The following is a 16,415-nucleotide window of genomic DNA, read 5'->3' on the forward strand; positions in this document are numbered from 1 at the left end:
GCCGTGGGTTCCGTTCCCGATTCACCGTTCGCACCGGCGCTTTATCCGCTCGAACGCTCCTCGTCTGCCCCCGAGCACACCTTGCAGGACAGCAAAAAAAGTTCACACAACGTTGGCACAAAGACACCGAACCATCCCCATTTGTGCTGCAACTGCGAAGAACGGATTCTCGAGACACGATGGCAGCCCCCCAGACCGACGCGTCCGCACACGCGGAGCACCACCCTGTTCCCACCTTCCGCGACTTCTTCCGCTGGGCAGGACCGGTGCTGGGGCCGGATACGGCGTTCTTCCGTCTCGCATTGCTGTTCGGCGCGGCGATCTCGCTGCTCTCGCTGGCGACGCCGATCTCGGTGCAGTTGCTGATCAATTCGGTCGCCAACACCGCCATGCCGGCACCACTGCTCACGCTGGCCGCGATCCTGTTCGTCCTGCTGCTGATCTGGGGCGTGCTCAGCGCATTCCGCGTCCATCTTCTCGCCAAGTTCGAGCGCCGCTTCTTCGCCCGCCTTGTCGCCGAGATCACGCTGCGCGCGGTGCATGCGCAGAACCCGTTCTTCGTCGATTCCCGCCGCGGGGACCTGTTCAACCGCTTCTTCGACATGGGCATCGTCCAGAAATCGCTGACCAGCCTGCTGATCGGCGGCTTCACCATCGTTCTGCAAAGCTTCGTCGGACTTGTGGTGACGAGCTTCTACCACCCGTTCTTCCTTGCCTTCAACGTGGTGCTGGTGCTGATCGTGCTGGTGATCTGGCGGATCTGGGCCAATTCCTCGATCGCCAGTGCCGTCGCGAAGAGCCATGCCAAGCACGCCACTGCGCACTGGCTTGGCACGGTCGGCGGGTCGAACGGCGTCTACAAGTCCAGCCGGCACATGGCCTATGCCATCCGGCGCTCGGAAGAGATGACGGCGGGTTATGTCGCGGCGCATCGCCACCATTTCCGCTACACCTTCGGCCAGACGATTGCCTTGCTCCTGCTCTATGCCCTGTCCAGCGCCGGCCTGCTGGCGATGGGCGGATGGCTGATCCTGCAGGGTGAGCTGTCGATCGGCCAGCTGGTCGCGGCAGAGCTGATTCTCTCCGGCGTGTTCTACGGCATCGCCCAGCTCGGCACTTACCTTGAAGTGCTCTACGAGCTTTCGGCGAGCCTGGAGGAACTGCACCTGTTCTGGGAAGTGCCGCAGGAAGCATCACCCAAGGACAACGCCGCCTGCCCGCCCGATGGCGCGATCCGCCTGCGCCAGGTCCACCACGGCGATCACTTGCTCGATTTCTCGGTGCCGAGCGGCGCGCAAGTCGGCGTGCTGGCCGCGCCCGGAGTGGAGCGAACGCTCGCCACCTTGCTCAAGCGGCTGGAAGTGCCGCGTTCGGGCATCGTCGCGGTCGGCGGGGCTGACCTCGCCACGCTCGACATGTATCGCCTGCGCTCGGACGTGATCGTGCTTGACCGGCCGACCATCGTCGAGATGTCGGTGCGCGAATACCTCGGCCTGGGAGACCCGACCCGTCCCGAGGCGCAGATCGATGCGCTCGAGATTGTCGGGCTTGCTAGGCGTGTCGGCTCGCTGCCGGGCGGTCTCGACGCTCTGCTTTCCAGCTCGGGCTATCCGCTGACGGTGGGCGAGACGATGGCGCTCAAGCTGGCAGGCGCTCTCGTCGCGCGGCCGCGCGTGCTGATGCTCTCACCACTCTACGACATGCTCCCGCCAGCCCGCCTGGAACGCGCGCTTGCCGCGCTGCGGCCCCACGGCACCACGATCCTGCAGTTCACCAATCGTCCCGAGGGCCTCAAGCGTGACTCGTGGCTGTGGCTTGGCCCTGACAGGCAGGCCGAGGGCCTGACCGTGGACGACGTGATGCATTTTGCGCACACGGCCCTTGGCGCAGGAGGGGAGGGCTGAGCCATGGCCGCCAAGACCTCTACCCACGGGCACGACCTTTCCGGCTTCGCCACGCTGTCGAGCCTGAAGGTGCCGCGCACCACCCGCACGCTCGGCCGCATGATCGCCATCGCTATCCCGCTGCTGCTGGTGCTGCTGTTCGCGGTCAAATGGGTGCAGACAGCTCCCGGCCGCGGCGATGTCATCGCGCTCAACCCCGAAGACCGCGTGCAGCAGGTAACCGCGCTCGTGCCCGGCCGCGTCGAGAAGTGGTTCGTCGTCGATGGCCAGCTGGTCAAGCAGGGCGATCCGATCGCCCGGATCATCGACAATGATCCCGACCTGCTCACCCGCCTCGCGGCAGAGCGCGAGCAGGTGGTGGCGCAGATTGAAGCCGCCCAGCAGGCGATGGCCACTGCCCGGCTCGACGTGAACCGCTCCTCGCAACTCTACGCCGAAGGGCTTGCCGCCCGGCGCGACTACGAGGCCACGCAAATCAAGGTGGCCGAACTCAACGCCAAGCTGGCCGAGGCCCGTGCCAAGCTGAGCAAGGTCGACATCGCGCTCAACCGCCAGTCGGCGCAGCTGGTCCGCGCCCCCCGCGACGGTCGCATCCTCTCGCTCAACACCGCCGCCGGGGCCACGCTGATCAGCGCCGGCGATCTCCTCGCCACGATCGCGCCAGAGCGGCAGCAGCGCGTTGTCGAGTTGCTGGTCGATGGCCGCGATGCCGCGCTGGTGCGCAAGGGGCAGGCGGTGCGTCTGAACTTCGAAGGCTGGCCAGCCATCCAGTTCAGCGGCTGGCCCTCGGTGGCGCAGGGCATGTTCGATGGCCGCGTGCTGACGATCGACCCTTCGGCCCAGCCCAACGGCCTGTTCCGCGTGCTGGTGGAACCGATGCCCGGCAAGCCCGCCTGGCCGAACGACAACTACGTCCGCCTCGGCTCCAAGGTGCGCGGCTGGATCCAGATGGAAACGGTGACCATCGCCTACGAACTGTGGCGCCAGCTCAATGACTTCCCGCTTGAATTCCCCACCCCGGTCGATGCCGGGCCGCGCAAGGGCAATGGGCTCAAGGCCCTGTCCGACAAGGAGGAGACCAAGGGCAAGAACGACGCCAAGGGCGGAGCCTACGGCAGCGGCAGTTACGGCGAGGAAGAGGACGCGAAGTGATCGCCCGTTTCCTCGTCGCCCTGCTCGCCCTGCTCGCCTTGGGCGGCGCGGCGCGAGCGCAGGAGCTGACCCTGCGCGAGGTGCTGCAATCCTCGGCCACCCACGCGCCGCAAATCCTCGAGGCGATGGCCCGCCAGCGCCAGGCCGATGCCCGCCTGCTAACTGCCGAGGGCCAGTTCGACCTCGTCTTCAATGCCGAGGCGACGGCCCGCCCCCTGGGCTACTACAACGGATCCACCGCCGAGGTTTCGGCATACCGACCGCTGCAGAACAACGGCGGCCAGGTCTATGGCGGCTATCGCAAGTCGATCGGCGATTTCGCCTCGTACGAAGGCAAGTCCATCACCAACGGACTCGGCGAGATCAAGGCCGGCGTGCTGTTCTCGCTGCTGCGCGACCGGGTGATCGACGAACGGCGCGGCCGGCGCGAACTGGCCGGCTTCGATATCGAACTGGCCGAACTCGATCGCGATCTTGTCGCCATCGGCGTGCAGCGCCGCGCAATCGAGGCATACCAGCTGTGGGTCGCGGCGGGCCTGCGGGTGAAGATCTACCGCGAGATCTTCGAGCTCGCGCGCGAACGGCAGAGCTCGATCGAGCGCCAGATCGTCCTCGGGGCGCGGCCTTCGATCCTCGGCACCGAGAACCAGCAAAACATCGTGCGCCGCCAGGCCCTGCTCGTCCGCGCCGAACAGGACCTGCAACTGCAGGCCAACGCGCTCTCGCTGTTCCTGCGCGATGGCCTTGGCCAGCCGGTGGTCCCCTCGCCGGATCGCCTGCCCCCGCGCCAGGTTGACAACGTCACTCCCCGCCTTGTCGACCAGAGCAGCGCCATCGCCGCCCGGCCCGATCTCCAGGCGCTGCTCACCCGGATCGAGCAAACCGGCATCCGTGCCCGCCTCGCCGAGAACGAACTCAAGCCTCGGCTCGACGTCCGCGTGGAAGCATCGAAGGATTTCGGGGACGGATCGCCGGTGCGCCGTCCGACCGAGGGCATTCTTGGCCTGCGCTTCTCGATCCCGCTCGAACAGCGCGCCGCCAAGGGACGCATTGCCGAAGTGGCGGCAGAGCAAGATGCACTGTCGCTGCGCCTGCGCCTGCTTGAAGACCAGATCGGCGTCGAGATCGCCAACTTGCGCACGCAGGTGACCGGCGCCGAAAAGCTGGCCGGGCTCGCCACCGCCGAAGCCGCCCTCGCCCGCAAGATGGCCGAGGCCGAGCGCCGCCGCTTCTCGCTGGGCGCCAGCGACTTCCTCGTCGTCAACCTTCGCGAGGAAGCGCTGGCCGATGCCACGATCCGCGAGATCGACGCCAATTACCGCCACGCCGCCTCGCAGGCGGAACTCGTCGCCGCGCTGGCCGACCGCGAGCAACTTGGACTCTAAGCAGAATTGCTGATGGCGTTCCTCCAAAGGTATAAACCACACGCGGTCTAGTTCGGGGCACCCTTCCCCGGAGCTTGCGAATGTCCGTCCTCGCCGCTGGCCTTTCTGCCGGCCTTGCTATCCTCCCCGCGCCAGCCGCCGATGTGCCCGCCGAAGCCGAATCGCAGGACGAGATCGTCGTCACCGCGCAGAAGCGATCGGAAAAGGCGAGCGACGTGCCGCTCTCGCTCTCCGTGCTCGGCGGCGAGAACCTGGAAGCCGCGCGCTTCGCCCAGGCTGACGACCTCGCCGCCCGCATCCCCAACCTGCGCTTCAGCGCGACGGTAGGCGAGAACACCCCGATCTTTGCGCTGCGGGGCGTATCGATGTCAGACTTCAGCCTCAACCAGGCCGGACCCGTCGCCGCCTATTATGACGAGGTCTACAAAGGCAACTTCGCGTTCCTCGGTCTGGCCCTCTACGATCTCTCACGCGTCGAGGTGCTGCGCGGGCCGCAGGGCACGCTCTATGGCAAGAACACCACCGGCGGCGCGATCAACTACGTTTCGGCCCGCCCGGTCTTCGCCAGCGAAGGCTACCTCAGGCTGGGCGCGGGCAACTACAATCGCCTCGAGGCGCAGGGCGCGCTGAACATGGCTCTCGGCCCGAGCCTTGCTGCTCGCGTGGCCTTTACCGCCGCCAGCGCCGATGGCTGGTTCCGCAACCGGCTTGCCAGACAGCCGGACCTGTCCTCCACCCGCGAATACGGCATTCGCGGTTCGCTGCTGTGGCAACCGTCCGACAGCGCCGAGCTGATACTGCGCCTCTCGACCAGCCTGCAGCGCCCACAGAACTACGGCAACTATTCCAGGCCGCGCCCCGATGGCGTCGGCAACGGCGCTTACGAGGCCTACGGCCAGGGCAGCAGCTACTTCCGCGAAGGACTGGGAATTCGCGAACTTGAGGCGAACTTCACCGCCCGCCGTCTCGCCCGCACCTGGTCGGCCGCCCTCACCGGCACCTTCAAGCTCAGCGATTCCCTCACCCTGATCTCCGTCACCGGCTGGGACAAGGGCAGCCTCTATGTCCCCGAGGACACCGACGGCAGCCCGCGCCAAGTGCTCGAAATCCCCTACACCGATCGCGGCACCCAGTTCGGACAGGAACTGCGCCTCGCATGGGAGGGCGATGGCCCGCTGAGCGTCATCGTTGGCGCCCATCACCACCGCGAGGATCTGTTCAACGCGACCGACCTCAACTTCTGGACCGATCTTGACGTCGACGGCAACGGCCGCGTCGATGTGGACGACTGCACCGCCAATGCCAGCCTGTTCGCTTGCGTCATCTCCAATCGCTTCGATCAGGATAAGCGCAGCTGGGCCCTGTTCGGCGACGCCCGGTTGAAGCTCGGCGGCGGCACCACCCTACGCGGGGGCCTGCGCTTCACACATGACACAGGCCTGCAGGCCGGGCTGACCTCGGAAATCCGGGGCGTTGACGGTGTCCTCGTCGCCACGCCGATCGCACCGCTCGACCGCCGCTTTTCCGGCAACAACCTCTCCGGCAAGCTCGCGCTCGATCACAAGCTCGACGATGGCACGCTGCTCTTCGCCAGCTACAGCCGCGGCTACCGCGCCAGCGGGTTCAACGCCCAAGCCTTCTTCGATCCGTCCGAAGCGGGCGTCGCCAAGCCCGAAATTCTCGACGCCTTCGAAGCGGGAGCCAAGGCGCGGCTGGGCGGCATGGTCTCGGTATCGCTCACCGGCTTCTGGTACGATTACCGCAACCAGCAGTTCCTTTCGGTCAACCCGGTCGACGCGACGCAGACGCTGGTCAACCTCGATCGCTCGCGCATCTATGGCGCGGAGCTGGAGCTGGACGCGCGGCCCCTGCCCACCCTGTCGCTCAACGCCGGGCTCGGCCTGCTCCATGCACGGGCGACGCGCGGGGTGATCAGCGGCCTCGACGTGCGCGGCCACCGCCTGTCCAACGCCCCTGCCCTCACCGCCAATGCCGCGATCGACTGGACCGCTTGGGAAGCCGGCAACGCCCGCCTCGCCCTCCGCGCAGATACGTCTTATGTGTCCTCGCAATACTTCGAGATCGTCAACATCCCCCGCCTGCGCCAAGGCGGCTACGCCCTGCTCGGCGCCGGGATCGACTACGTTCGTGGCGACTGGACCGTGTCACTGTGGGGCCGCAACCTCACCGACAAGATCTACTTCACTTCGCGCATAGACCTCTCAGGCTTCGGCTTCGACTACAACCATGTCGGCACGCCGCGGACGTGGGGCGCGAGCGTGAAGCGAGCGTTCTGATCGTGTTAGGGGACTAGCGCGGGGCCGACAGAAGAAGTGGCGGTGCGGCTACTGCCTAACCTTTGGCCGGTACCGGGAACGCCAGCGTAAACGTCGAGCCCTTGCCTTCGGTGGTCTTTACCGAGATTCGGCCACCGTGGAGTTCCATGTAGAACCGCGCCGCGTGCAGACCAACACCGCTGCCCTTGAAGCGGCGGGCGTTGCTCGAGCGGAAGAAGCGGTTGAAGAGCTTTGATAGCTCATCGGAGGGAATTCCGATCCCCTCGTCCGTCACCGAGACCATCACCTCGCCGTTGCGGGCAAAGCAGCGCACGCGGACCGGCTGTTCCTCGGGCGAATACTTGATGGCATTGCCGATCAGGTTGTCGAGCACGCGCAGCATCAGAACCTGGTCGAGCATCAGGTCGGGCACATCGTCCAGTTCCGCTACGAACGGGCGATGCGGATGTACCGAGCGCTGGGCGAGGAGCGCGCGTTCCACCATCGGTCTGATGTTCGCCCGCTCAGGCTGGAAATCGACGCGGCCGTCCTCGATCGAGGCCCAGCCCAAGGTACGATCCACCGCCTCGGTCATGCGGCGCGCGGTGTCGCGGATCGTCTCGGCGCGTTCGGCGATCACGCTGCCGGGTTCCGCCAGACGGGCGATGCGACGGGCCGAACCGTCGATCACGCTCAGCGGCGTGCGGAAATCGTGGCTGGTCACCGACAGGAACTGGCGCTGCGTCTCGGCAATCGTGCGTTCGCGCGCCAGCGCCTTGTGCAGGCGGCGCTCGGCCCGGTAGGCCCGGGTCACGTCGGCCTGGCTGACCATGAGCGAAAGCCTGCCCGTCACCGGATCGGTCAAGCGGCGGAGCGTGACCTCGTGCATGCGGAAGGACGGACCTGCCATGCGCAGGGTCGCTTCTGCACTGCCGCTTTCGAGCGCCCGCGCCCGCAGGGCAACCGCCTCGTCGGGATGGGCGAACAGTGTCGCGAAGTTGTCCAGTCCTGGCAGGTTGGTGCCGTGCAGCCGGTTGATCAGCGCCTCGGCCGCAGGGTTGTGCATCAGCCACTGCCCGCCCTCGCTCAGCAGCGAGATCATCAGCGCCGATTGCCGCACCGCCTCGATCGCACGCGTCTCGAACGAGCTGTCCGCCACCTGCATCGGCGCATCGGCAGCATCGACCAGCAGCGCCATGCGCCCGTCCTCGAGCGCCACGCCATGCAGGCGACAGTCACGCTGGAAGGGCTGGCCCTGTGGATAGAAGGTCCACCGCTCGCTGCGCACTTCGCCCCTCGCCAGCGCATGGCGCAGGTTCTCCAGCCGCTCGGCCGTGCCCAAGGCAGTGGGGTTCAGGTCCCGTGCACAGAGCGCCTCGAGGCTTTCAGCCCGCCAGAAGCGCAAGCCGGCGGGATTGGCCCAGATCATGCGCACATGATCGAAATCGTAGATCCACACCGCACGGTCAACCAGCGCGAGCAGGCGCAGCGCATCGCCATGGCCAGGTGGCAAGTCCGCCGCCTGCGCAGAATTCTGCCCTTCCGGCCTGTGTCTGTGCGCGCGCATATGGGATTCTGCTTAGAGCCGACAATCTAAATTTAGTATTTCCAGGGGTATACGGCAGGTCAGCAAGGAACAACGGGTGTTCGCAGGACTCGCACGAAAAGGTCAAGGCAGGCAAACCACGCTAGCCCGCTGGCTCGGCGCGTCCTATCTGCGTACCGCCGTCATACCGCTTTGCCTGATCGAACTGGGCTTTCTGTTGAGCTACTGGGCGACGGGGAACTTCACGTATCAGCAGAATGTCGCGACGGTAACGGCGGTCTCGGAGAAGTACCTGACGGACATTGCCGCGCGTGAATCGGCAAACATCACCGCCACTCTCGGTGGTGTCGAAGGCATGACGCGCCTTCTTGGCGCGGAAGCTGGCGAAGCGCTGGCTACGCCCTACGATCCGCCCCCAGAGGAAAAGGCACGGTATCACATCGGTTCGGACAGGGTATTTCACACAACACGAGGGCGCCCCGACGATGCTGCCGCATTCTACAGCGGCTATCATCCCGTCGGCGCGGATGAGATCGAAAAGGTCTGGCGCTCCACGCGGCTCGATCACACCATGCGCCACATCAAGGCTGCATCGCCGCTGGTGCGGCAGGTCTATCTCAATACCTGGGACAGCTACAATCGCATCTACCCGTACTTCGACGTGCTGAGCCAGTACGCGCCGAAAATGAACATCCCCACGTACAACTTCTACTACGAAGCGGATGCGCAGCATAACCCGCAACGCAAGGTGGTCTGGACCGATGCTTATGTCGATCCGGCAGGTTCGGGCTGGATGGTCTCGTCGATTGCGCCGGTATACAGCGAGAAGCGGCTGGAGGGCGTCGTGGGGATCGACATGACGCTGGATACCGTGGTCAGCCGCATCCTCTCGCTCAACCTGCCCTGGCAGGGCTACGCGATGCTGGTGGGGCGAGACGGAACCATCCTCGCCCTGCCCCCGGCAGGCGAAAAGGATCTTGGGCTGACCGAACTCAAGGACCACAAGTACGCCGATGCGATACGGTCCGATACGTTCAAGCCGGACCAGTTCAACATCACCCGCCGCCCCGAACTGAAGGCACTTGCGCAGGCGGTCGGCAGTGGCTCCTCCAGGATAAGCCACGTCATGCTGGGCGGCCGCGACATGCTGGCCACGAATGCCAGGGTTGCTGGTCCTGGCTGGACGCTGGTGGTGCTGGCACCCGCTTCGCAGATCCTGGCTGACGCGAATTCGCTGCACGATCAACTGGTCACTGTCGGCGTGATCATGCTGCTGATCCTGCTTGCCTTCTACGTGGTGTTCTTCGCCTTCCTCGTCTGGCGCGCGCGGGTGATGAGCCGACGCCTTGCCCGGCCCTTGCGCGAAGTGGAGCAGCTCATGGACCGGATCGGTGCAGGCGAATACAACCAGACCGCGCCAAAGTTCGGCGTGAGCGAAGTCGACAACCTTTCAGGCCGTTTGGTGGAAATGGGCCAGAAGCTTGGCGAAGCGCATCAACGGATCGTGGCCCAGGAAGCCGAAGTGCGTCGTTCGTATGATACCGAACGCCGCATCACCACGGGCCAGAGGCGGTTCATCAACATCCTCAGCCACGAATTCCGCACGCCGCTCACCGTGATCGATAGCAGCGGCCAGATCCTGAAGCGGCGGGCGTCACGGCTTACGGAAGACACCGTCGTGGAACGGTCCGACATGATCCGCCGCGCCGTTTCGCGCATCCGTGACGTGATGGAAAGCGCGCTGCAACTGGTACGCATGGAAGAAGGGCAGACGACGTGTCGCCCTGCAGCGGTTGCTCTGGGCAGTATTCTGCGCGAAGCGGTTGCCTCGGCAGGCAGTGAGCGCGCCATTGAAATTCGCATCAACGACGACATCGAGCGCACGGCCCTGTTTGTCGATCGCCAGCTGATCCACTCCGCGCTCGTCGCTATCCTCGAAAACGCCTGCCGATTCTCGCCGAGAGACGGCAAGGTGTGGATCGAAACGCAGATCGAAGAAGGGCGTTGCATCATATCGGTGCATGACCAGGGCCCCGGCATCCCGGCTGAGGAGCTCCCCCTGGTGCGCGAGCGCTTTTATCGCGGGTCGAACAGCACGGCCGTTCCCGGCGCCGGCACGGGCCTCTATCTTGCCAACAGCCTGATTGACGCCAACGGCGGGCTGCTCGACATCCAGTCGACGCCTGGACAAGGGACAGTGGTGAGTTCCAGTCTGCCACTGGCGACGGTCACGACGACCGAATTCTGGGAGGCGGCGTGATGAGTGCATTCTCACCCAAGGACTTCCGTGTTCTCTGTGTCGAGGACGAGCCAGAGATCCTGCGCGACATTGCAGAGGAACTGGCCGACCACGGATTCCAGATCGACAAGGCGGAGAACGCCGAGGCTGCGCTTGCCCGGATGGACGAAGCATTGCCCGATCTCGTGCTCTGCGACGTGCAGATGCCTGGGATGAACGGCATCGAGCTTCTTGAAACCCTGAGGGCGCGCCGCAATGCGCAGTCGCTTGTTCCGTTCGTGTTTCTGACCGCGTTCAATGATCGCACGACAATGATTTCGGGTCGGCGTGCAGGGGCAGATGACTATCTGGTCAAGCCAGTCGATTATGACCTGTTGATCGCCACGGTCGAAAGCCACCTGCAGAATGCCGCCCAGCGCCACGCCGCAGCCCGGGAGGAACCGGACCCTGACGGACGTGCGACTTTCCTGGCCCGACTTTCTCGCGCCAGACCGGGCGAAGCCGTGGCAGTGGTGAAGATCGACAGCCAGCCCGAGTTGGCAAGCAGGTTCGAAGGACAAGGCGAAGGCCGGATCCAGACCTTGATCGACAGGATGGCGAGGCGGGCCGGTCTTGAAGTGTTCAAAGTGCACGGCCATGCCTGGGCGGTGATCGGCAACAGCCTCGCTGTTCTGGAGCAAGCCTTGCAGCCGCTGGTCGAACTCAAGGTTCGCGATAGCAAGCCTTTGACCTGGGTGCGGTCGCGTCTTTCCCTTTCGGCGGTGACGGCCGAGATCGGCATGGCAAAGTGCGGGGAACCCCTGCTTGAACGCCTGATGGAAGCCGCGCGGCTTCTGCGGCGCGAGGGTGGCGGGCGACTGCTCCAGCTCGAAGGGGCGGCCATGTCGGACATGCGTCTGGCGAGCTCGATCCGTGCCGAGCTGATAACGGCGTTGCAACAGGGCCAGCTGCACGTCTGCTATCAGCCCAAGGTCTGCGCGGAGAGCGGACGTCCCTTGTCGGCCGAAGTGCTGGTCCGCTGGGAAAGCCCGTTGCTCGGGCATCTCTCTCCGGCAACGTTCATACCCGTGGTCGAACGCGCGGGTCTGCTTTCGCATCTGACCGACTGGGTCCTGCGCGAAGCAGCGGTCGCGCAACTGGCTCTGGTAAAGAAGGGCCTCCCCCCTCGCCTGGCGGTCAATATTGGTGCATCCGAATTCACCCCCGATCTGCCCGCCAGGATTTCGCGGATCTTTGCCCATTATGGTGCGAGCGAGCATTTGCTCGAGGTCGAAGTGACCGAAACGTCGGTCATTACCGATACGCGACAGGCCGATTCCATCGTGAAGGCTCTGCATGCCCGCGGCATCGCCGTTGCTCTGGACGATTTCGGCACTGGTTACTCCTCGCTCGCCCACTTGCAGGCCTGCACCGTGGACACCATCAAGATCGACCGCAGCTTCGTGCAGCGCGTGGCGGAGTCTGGCCCCGACCAGAAGATCGTGCTGGGCATCATCGGTCTGGCCAAGATGCTGGGGCTGGAAACGGTGGCCGAAGGTGTCGAATTGGAGTCACAGCGGCGCTGGCTGGCAGAGAACGACTGCAATACGCTGCAGGGTTTCGTCATCTCGAAACCCCTCCGTTTCGACGAGTATTGCCAGCTGTTGCAAGCGTGGCCATCCTCCTGATGCGACGGATGCTGGCTGAAGCCGGTTGATCCGGGAAACCGCCGCCCATCTCATGCAGTTCTCTTGCGAGCGTCCGGCATTCTGTCGGAGCTGCTGACGCGGAGAATTTCATGTCTGGCCAAATTGCCCTCGATCCCGACGATGCGCACACCGAGCAACCGAGCCTTGATGGCAAGCGGGTGGTCGTTACCGGAGGTACAACAGGCATTGGCCGCGCGATCGCCGTGCTTCTGGCCAGCGAAGGAGCATCCGTATTTATCTGCGGCCGCGACGAGCAGCATCTTGCCGATGCGCTCGACCGGATCAACAACGTCGGAAAGGGCGATGGCGTTGCGGTCGATCTGGCACGGCCTGAGGACATGCGCCGGTTCTGGAGTGCTGCCGACGCAGCATTGGGCGGTGCGATCGATGTTGCAATCATCAACGCTGCAGTTCCCGCGCAGACCCCGATGGACGTCAACGAAGGGGAACTGCGCTATCAGTTGGAAACCGATCTGGTCGCCTATGTGGTTGCATCGCGGGAAGCGGCGCGGCGGATGGGCAACGGTGGCGACATCGTGTTGATCGGGTCGATGTCGGCAGTCTCTCGCGGCAAGGGCAGCTCGGTCTATGTCGCGGCAAAGTCCGGCGTCCAGGGCTTTGCCGCCGCATTCCGGGAAGAAATGGCACCCAAAGACATCAAGGTCGGCCTGATCGAACCGGGGCTGACCGGTGCCGACTTCCAGTATCCGGAGTACTCTGACGAAGATCAGCGCAAGGCCATCAATGCCCAGAAGATGCTTCGTGCAGAAGACATTGCGGTTGCTACGCACTTCATGCTGACCCAGCCTCGCCGCACAGCTGTCTCGCTAATTCAGGTGGAACCCCGCGTGGAAAGCTGAGCCGAAGATCCACAGGGAACCATCAGGCGGGGGCTTCCGGAAACTTATCGTTCCGAGATTCTGGAATGCGAACGGGCGAGGCCAGATAGCCCCGCCCGCCCGTTTGCCAACTTGCCCTCATGCCAGTCGGCGAGGGAGTTTCTCCCGTCAGAACTTGACGCCGGCACGGACACCATAGGTGCGCGGATCGGCGAAAGTGACAGCACCGAACAGCCCGGTGCTTGCTCCGGTTACCACGAGGTTGTTCTCGAGGTTTTCGGCAAATGCGGCGAAGTAGAAGCGATCCTCCGGCGCTCTGTAAGTCACCGAGACGTCGGTCTTCGTCGCTGCCGGCTGGTAGAAGTAGGCAAAGTTGGCGAGGTCGGTCACTTCGTAACGGCTGCGGGCCGCAGTCTGTGCGTCGAATACGATGCGCCCTTCGCCCACCGGCAGGACATAGTTCGCCCCGGCAACCCAGCTCCACTTCGGGCTGCGATTGAGCGCACGACCGGCGAAATTCACCGAGCGGCGTACATTCGGCGTGACCGAAGTATCGTTGTATGCAGGAGCATATTCGTCATATCGGGCATCGAGCCAGTTCAGTGCCAGCCTGACCGTCAAGCGATCCGAAGGCTGGATCTGGGCATCAAGCTCCACGCCATCAACCTTCGCCTTCGCAGCGTTGGTCGTAACCTGGCAAGGCCCACCGCAAATGTCGGACAGCTGCGAAAGCTGCAGGCCTGCATAGTCATAATGGAAGATCGTGCCGTTGAGGCGGAATGCCGGGCTGAAGCGGAACTTGAAGCCTGCTTCATAAGCGGTGAGGGTTTCGGGATCATAGTAAAGCGCTTCTGCGGGCAATGCGCAGTTGGCACCCTTGCCGATCTCGCAGCCATCGTTGAAGCCACCTGCCTTGTAACCGGTGGAGACCGACGCGAAGATCAGGCCGAGCGACGTGTCGTAATCGACCCCCGCCCGCCAGGTCACACGGCTGAAGGTGCGCTTGGCATCGTTGTTCTGGTTGATCTGGCGGCGGATGAAGTTGCCGATGCTATAGGATGTGCCGATGCTGTCGTAGTAATCGACCACCGTGTTGCCGACGCGCGACTTGAGGTCGTGCGAGTAGCGGACGCCGCCCGTGATCTTCAGGTCAGGGACAATTTCATAGGTTGCCTGCCCGAAGACTGACTTGTTCTCGGCAATTGTCGGGTCCTGCGGGAAGCCGAAGCGCGTGTTGGCACCCAGCAGATTGTTCAGGAAGAAGGCAATGCCTGACTTTTCCTTGAAGTAGTATCCGCCGATCTGCGCCTGCAGCGGGCCATCTCCACCATAAGCGAGACGGACTTCCTGCGAGGTTTGCCAGTACTTGCCCGCAAAGTCCGCTGAGAACGCTCCATTGGCGGCGTTGCTGAATTCCTTGCGTTCCGATTCACGGTATGACCCGAGATAGGTCAGCGTGACATTGCCCAACGTATAGTTGAGCTCGCCCATCACGCCCTTTTCCTCGTTGTTGCGGAAGGCCTGCTGCGCCTGCGTGCGGCTCAACGTGCGGGCGACATCGGGATCGGCGCCCAGATAGGTTGGCGCGCTGAAGTTCTGGCGACCGCCGCTCGTGATGTTGCTATAGAACTGCGTGGTGGGAACACCGTTGGTGGGGTTGCCCTTCACCTTGCTGTAATCACCGACAAGCAGAAGGCTGAGGTCAGGGGTCGGCTTGAACAGTGCTGACAGGCGGACAGACTTGTTGTCCTTGAACTTGTTGAGCGTCACGCCATCGTTCGGCGCGCCATCGATCAGATAGCTGTCACGCTGGTCGATGTTCGCGGCAACGCGGAAGGCAATCGTTTCGCCAGCCGGGACGTTGATGACGGCAGTACCATTCAGCGCGTTGAAATTGCCGTAGGAAACATCGGCGCGTGCGCCAAATTCGAACTTGGGCTGAACCGTGAGGATGTTGACCACGCCGGCCGTTGAGTTGCGGCCATAGAGCGTGCCCTGCGGGCCGCGCAGCACTTCTACGCGCTCGATGTCGAAAAACGAGACTTCTTGAGCCTGCGGACGCGCCAGATAGACGCCGTTGACCATGAAGGCCGCCGAAGGATCGCCCTTTTCGGTACCGTCGGTGCTGGTCACGCCGCGAATGGTGATCTGCAGGCCGTTGCCGCGCACGATAGACAGGTTGGGAACGCTTTCCTCAAGCTGCGTCGGGTTGGTGATGCCCGAGGCGATCAGATCGTCACCGCCGACAGCCGTCATTGCAATCGGGGTCTTGGACAGCAGCGACGAAGTGCGGTTTGCCGTGACGACGATGTCGCCATCTGTCGGCGCCTCGCTGGCATCCTGGGCGTAGGCGGACGTAGCCGCCAGAGACAGTGCCGATGCCAGGCACGCGAACTGCAGTTTTCTCATCGTAATCCTCCCTTTTGAAACCTGCACCCTTATCGACAGCGCTGTCAGCAGAGGGGGCGCCAGGGCTCACATATCGCCCCTGTGGCTTGGTTCTGGCATCCCTCTCAGCCGCTGCAATGTATGCGCGCGGTCGTTATGCCTCTTGCCTTGCATACTTGTTTTGACAGCGCAAGCCAAAATTGTTGCCAGTTCCCACTGGCCTTGTTGAGGGTATCGTCAGCCTTGCACGTCGGGACTGGTGAAAAGGCGAGCGTATCCTTCGAGCGCGTTCGAAGCGTTGAACATATGCGCACGCATCAGTTTGGCCGCTTCTTCCCCATCGCCACGCATTACGGCCTCGACCAGTTCGCCGTGTTCGTTGCGCGACCGCGCGGGTCGTCCACCCTGTCGCAACTGCGCTCTGCGAAAGGCGGCCATGCGCTCACGAAGGAGCTTTGCCTGTTCCACGATGAAGGTGTTGTGGGTTCCCTCATAAATCGCATCGTGGAACCGCCAGTTCAGTCGGTCGTACTCCTCTACATCGCCATTCTCCACCAAAATGGCCGATTCTTCGTGGATTTTCCTCAGCGCGCTCCGTTCGAGAGGGGTCATTCGCCACGCCGCCAGGCGCACGCACAGCGCTTCGATTTCCGCTGAGAGTTCGAACATCTCGAACACCCGCTCTGCCGTCATCGCGGCCACGACCGCACCGCGCCGCGGTCGCATCTCGACCAGTCCCTCCGCGGCCAATTGCCGCAAGGCTTCGCGAACCGGCGTGCGCGAGGCGCCGAACCGGTCGCCCAGTTGCTGCTCGTCCAGCTGGGTGCCGGGCGCCAGAATGCCGCTGGTAATTTCGTCCGCAAGCGCGAGGCGGATGCGCTCCGAACGCAGCATCCCGCCGGCGTGGTCATTTTCCGAAATCATGTTGATGCATGCCCGATAGTGTGATTATGGAATTCTTGCATACACACACTCCGGAAACAACCTGTTCCCGAGTC

10 protein-coding genes are annotated in these 16,415 nt (G+C 63.9%); 7 read left to right on the top strand and 3 right to left on the bottom strand.

Translation table 11 applies throughout. The features are described from left to right. Positions 1-179 precede the first annotated feature (179 nt). The 4 genes from AC1Q5P_RS03790 (at position 180) to AC1Q5P_RS03805 (ending at position 6,738) form a co-directional block, all read left to right on the top strand. The gene (locus AC1Q5P_RS03790; RefSeq protein WP_193828701.1) at positions 180-1,904 is read left to right on the top strand and encodes an ABC transporter ATP-binding protein; all 1,725 of its coding nucleotides are present in this window, start codon (positions 180-182) and stop codon (positions 1,902-1,904) included. A gap of 3 nt (positions 1,905-1,907) precedes the next feature. Beyond that, the gene (locus tag AC1Q5P_RS03795; RefSeq protein WP_039334585.1) at positions 1,908-3,056 is read left to right on the top strand and encodes an efflux RND transporter periplasmic adaptor subunit; all 1,149 of its coding nucleotides are present in this window, start codon (positions 1,908-1,910) and stop codon (positions 3,054-3,056) included. Next, positions 3,053-4,441, top strand: a complete 1,389-nt coding sequence (locus tag AC1Q5P_RS03800; protein WP_492518172.1) for a TolC family protein — start codon at positions 3,053-3,055, stop codon at positions 4,439-4,441. Before AC1Q5P_RS03795 ends, AC1Q5P_RS03800 begins: the two co-directional genes overlap by 4 nt. Before the next feature lie 80 nt (positions 4,442-4,521). Then, entirely contained in the window at positions 4,522-6,738 is a 2,217-nt protein-coding gene (locus AC1Q5P_RS03805; protein ID WP_492518173.1) for a TonB-dependent receptor, read from the top strand. A 55-nt stretch (positions 6,739-6,793) separates the two neighbouring features. Here AC1Q5P_RS03805 and AC1Q5P_RS03810 read toward each other — a convergent pair whose 3' ends face one another. Next, positions 6,794-8,230: a sensor histidine kinase gene (locus tag AC1Q5P_RS03810; protein ID WP_492518174.1), complete on the bottom strand. Its 1,437-nt coding sequence runs from the start codon at positions 8,228-8,230 to the stop codon at positions 6,794-6,796. A 130-nt stretch (positions 8,231-8,360) separates the two neighbouring features. Between AC1Q5P_RS03810 and AC1Q5P_RS03815 the strand changes: the two genes are divergently transcribed. The 3 genes from AC1Q5P_RS03815 to AC1Q5P_RS03825 all read left to right on the top strand — a co-directional run bounded on the left by AC1Q5P_RS03815 (position 8,361) and on the right by AC1Q5P_RS03825 (position 13,050). Continuing rightward, entirely contained in the window at positions 8,361-10,523 is a 2,163-nt protein-coding gene (locus tag AC1Q5P_RS03815) for a sensor histidine kinase (protein WP_492518175.1), read from the top strand. Further along, positions 10,523-12,169, top strand: a complete 1,647-nt coding sequence (locus AC1Q5P_RS03820) for a two-component system response regulator (RefSeq protein WP_492518176.1) — start codon at positions 10,523-10,525, stop codon at positions 12,167-12,169. Before AC1Q5P_RS03815 ends, AC1Q5P_RS03820 begins: the two co-directional genes overlap by 1 nt. A 110-nt stretch (positions 12,170-12,279) precedes the next feature. Next, positions 12,280-13,050, top strand: coding sequence for an SDR family oxidoreductase (locus tag AC1Q5P_RS03825; protein WP_492518177.1), 771 nt, complete (start codon positions 12,280-12,282; stop codon positions 13,048-13,050). Between the two features lie 147 nt (positions 13,051-13,197). Here the strand turns inward: AC1Q5P_RS03825 and AC1Q5P_RS03830 are convergent, their stop codons facing one another. Further along, positions 13,198-15,438: a TonB-dependent receptor gene (locus tag AC1Q5P_RS03830; RefSeq protein WP_052242385.1), complete on the bottom strand. Its 2,241-nt coding sequence runs from the start codon at positions 15,436-15,438 to the stop codon at positions 13,198-13,200. Between the two features lie 216 nt (positions 15,439-15,654). Then, positions 15,655-16,341 carry a GntR family transcriptional regulator gene (locus AC1Q5P_RS03835; RefSeq protein WP_062343285.1) on the bottom strand — a complete coding sequence of 229 codons (687 nt, stop codon included), beginning with the start codon at positions 16,339-16,341 and terminating at the stop codon, positions 15,655-15,657. Between the last annotated feature and the right edge of the window lie 74 nt (positions 16,342-16,415).

Source organism: Novosphingobium sp. GW835-FHT14H07 (assembly GCF_058793515.1).